The 3,195-nt window shown below is 66.2% G+C and carries 3 protein-coding genes; 2 read left to right on the top strand and 1 reads right to left on the bottom strand.

Annotated features, from left to right (window positions below):
* A partial coding sequence (locus ENZ74_RS26590) for a D-allulose-6-phosphate 3-epimerase (RefSeq protein ID WP_127313096.1) occupies positions 1-579 on the top strand: 579 nt, incomplete at its 5' end.
* Positions 576-1,604 (top strand): ROK family protein, encoded by a 1,029-nt coding sequence (locus ENZ74_RS26595; protein WP_127313097.1) that lies wholly within the window; start codon positions 576-578, stop codon positions 1,602-1,604. The genes ENZ74_RS26590 and ENZ74_RS26595, both read left to right, overlap by 4 nt.
* A 67-nt stretch (positions 1,605-1,671) precedes the next feature.
* Here ENZ74_RS26595 and ENZ74_RS26600 read toward each other — a convergent pair whose 3' ends face one another.
* Positions 1,672-3,000 (bottom strand): dicarboxylate/amino acid:cation symporter, encoded by a 1,329-nt coding sequence (locus tag ENZ74_RS26600; RefSeq protein ID WP_063167594.1) that lies wholly within the window; start codon positions 2,998-3,000, stop codon positions 1,672-1,674.
* Between the last annotated feature and the right edge of the window lie 195 nt (positions 3,001-3,195).

The raw sequence follows: 3,195 nt of genomic DNA on the forward strand, positions 1-3,195 counted from the left end.
GATATCGATGTGGCGGACGGTCATTTCGCCCCGTCCTTCCTGTTCTTCCCCGACCTCGTTGCCCGCATCGCCGGGCTGACGGCCAAGCCCATCCATGTCCACCTGATGGTCGATGAAGCAATCGTCGAGGCGCAGACGCGCCAGTTCATCGAAGCCGGCGCCGACATGATCAGCGTCCATGCCGAGAATGGCGAAGCGGGATTGCGCGCCGTGCGGCTGGCGCGGGAGCTCGGCGCCGAGGCGGGCGTCGTGCTCAGGCTGGAGACGCCTGTGGAAGCGGTGACGGCCTTCGTCCCGGAAGTCGCCTTCGTAACGCTTCTTGGAACCGCAATCGGCGTCAAGGGACAGAGCCTGTCGGACAAGGCCTGCGACAGGCTGGGCGCTACCCGCGCCATCCTGAGAAAGGCCGGCCGCGAGGCGCAAGTGGTTCTGGCGGCCGACGGCGGCATCCGCCACGAGACCGTGCCGTTGCTGCGTGCCGCCGGGGCCGAAACCGTGGTTCTCGGTTCGCTCGCCTTCGGTGACAAGGACCTCGCCGGCCGCATCGGCTGGCTGCACGGCTTGAAGGTCGCGGCATGACAACGGAAGCCGCCCTTGCGATCGATCTTGGCGGGACGGAGCTTCGCGCCGCCCTGGTCGACCGTGAGGGCAAGATCCTGGCATTCGCAGCGGTGCCGACGCAGGCGCAGGCCGGTCCAGACGTGGTGATCGGCCAGATCGAGGCGCTGGCGGCGACCGTCCATGCCGAAGCCCCGGCACTGTCGGTCGTCGGCGTCGGTGTCGGTGCGCCGGGACCGCTTGATCCGCTGGCCGGCATCGCCGTCGGCCCGCCGACACTCACCGGCTGGCTGGATGTGCCGCTTGCCGACATCCTCGAGCGGCGGCTCGGCCTGCCGGTCCGTCTGGAGAACGACGCCAATGCCGCGGCGCTCGGCGAATGGCGCTTCGGCGCCGGCCATGGCGCTCGCTCGCTGGTCTTTGTCACGGTGTCGACCGGCATCGGCGGCGGTGTCGTCGTCGATGGGCGCATCCTGCATGGCCGCCGTGGCCTTGCCGCCGAGATCGGTCACATGACCATCACCAATGAGGGCGAGCGTTGCGTGTGCGGCGTTATCGGCTGCTTCGAGGCCATCGCTTCGGGAACCGCGCTCGGCCGCCGCGCCACCGCCGCCACGGCCGCCGGCGACGGCTCGGCCTTGCGGCGCCTGTCAGCGGATGCGGAGGGGACCGGCCGCCATGTCGTCGAGGCGGCACGGCTGCGCGACGATCTTGCCTCGGCCTTGCTGGACGAGGAAGCCCGCTGGCTGGGCGTCGGCTTCACCAACCTGTTACATCTCTATTCGCCCGATGTGCTGGTCGTCGGCGGCGGCATCGCCAATGGGCTCGACCTGATGGCGCCGACCATCGAGGCAACCATCAGGCAGCGGGCCATGCGCGCCTATCGCGACGTACCGGTCGTTCCAGCACAGCTCGGCCGCCATGCCGGGCTCGTCGGCGCCGCCAGCCTTGTGCTGTTCGACGACGAGGGCACTTTGGCAGCCCGCATGCCTGTCGGCCCAAGCACATATCCGGACACACCACTGAGCAAGATCGGCACCGTCTGACGTGCGACTGCATGACAAAGGCCGCAGGCAGCATGCCTCCGGCCTTTTACGCATAAGCCACACGTGGTTACTCGGCGGGGACGACATCCGCCGGCAGGCTGTCATCAGCCGTGCCCGCCAGCGCCCTCGCCAGCTTGGCCTCGTCGAGTTCGCCTTCCCAGCGCGCCACCACCAGCGTGGCGACGGCATTGCCAACGAAGTTGGTCAGCGCCCGGCATTCCGACATGAAGCGGTCGACGCCGAGGATCAGCGCCATACCGGCGACCGGCACCGCCGGAACCACCGACAGCGTGGCGGCAAGGGTGATGAAGCCCGCTCCGGTGATGCCGGCGGCACCCTTGGACGAGAGCATGGCCACCAGCAGCAGCAGGATCTGGTCACCCATCGACAGGTGGATGTTGGTCGCCTGTGCGATGAACAGCGCCGCCAAGGTCATGTAGATGTTGGTGCCGTCGAGGTTGAAGGAATAGCCGGTCGGGATGACCAGGCCGACCACCGAGCGCTTGGCGCCGGCCTTCTCCATCTTTTCCATCAGCGAGGGCAGGGCGGCCTCCGACGAGGAGGTGCCCAGCACCAAAAGCAGCTCTTCCTTGATGTAGCGGATCAGCGACAGGATGGAGAAGCCGTTGTAGCGGCAGACCGCACCCAGCACGATGAACACGAACAGGAACGACGTCACGTAAAAGGTGCCGACCAGCATGGCGAGATTGATGACCGCGCCGATGCCGTATTTGCCGATGGTGAAGGCCATGGCGCCGAAGGCACCGATGGGGGCGGCCTTCATCAGCACGCTGACCAGCTTGAAGATCGGCGTCGTCAGTGCCTGCAGGAAGTTGAGCACGGGCATGCCCTTGTCGCCGACCAGCGCCAGCGCGATGCCGAACAGCACCGAGAAGAACAGCACCTGCAGGATGTCGCCGTCGGCGAAGGCGCCGACGATGGTCGACGGGATGATGTTCATCAGGAACCCGGTGACCGACTGATCGTGCGCCTTGGCGGCGTAGGTGTTGACGGTCGAGGCGTCGAGCGTCGCCGGGTCGATGTTGAAGCCGGCGCCCGGCTGCACGACATTGGCGACGACAAGGCCGATGATCAGCGCCAACGTCGAAAAGGTGAGGAAATAGAGCATCGCCTTGCCGGCAACACGCCCGACCTTCTGCAGGTCGCTCATGCCGGCAATGCCCGTTGTCACGGTCAGGAAGATGACCGGGGCGATGATCATCTTGACCAGCTTGATGAAGGCGTCGCCGAGCGGCTTCATGCTCTCGCCGACCGACGGATAGAAATGGCCGAGCAGGATGCCGACGGTGATCGCGACGAGCACCTGCACGTAGAGTTGGGCATAGAAAGGTTTGCGCTGCGCGGCAAGCGCGCCTGATTGGTCTGCGATGTGCATCGAACTCTCCCTGGCCGGATGGGCGAAAACGGATCGCCTGCGTGACTTCTCCCATCGCGGCGCTCCGGTCGCACGCCGCTGAAAACAGTTTTGCAAGCGTCGTGCCAGATCGGGGAAAGGCCGGAATCGCGGATTTCCGCCTTTGTCAGAGGTCGCGCGGACAATACTTGTGCGGATTTCCGCACAAGTATTGTC

Source organism: Mesorhizobium sp. M7A.F.Ca.CA.002.15.2.1 (genome assembly GCF_003998715.1).
Taxonomy (GTDB): domain Bacteria; phylum Pseudomonadota; class Alphaproteobacteria; order Rhizobiales; family Rhizobiaceae; genus Mesorhizobium; species Mesorhizobium ciceri.

Bases quoted from the DNA above. Each gene is read 5' to 3' on its own strand.
- ENZ74_RS26600 (WP_063167594.1), bottom strand. From the start codon at position 3,000: ATGCACATCGCAGACCAATCAGGCGCGCTTGCCGCGCAGCGCAAACCT.
- ENZ74_RS26595 (WP_127313097.1), top strand. From the start codon at position 576: ATGACAACGGAAGCCGCCCTTGCGATCGATCTTGGCGGGACGGAGCTT.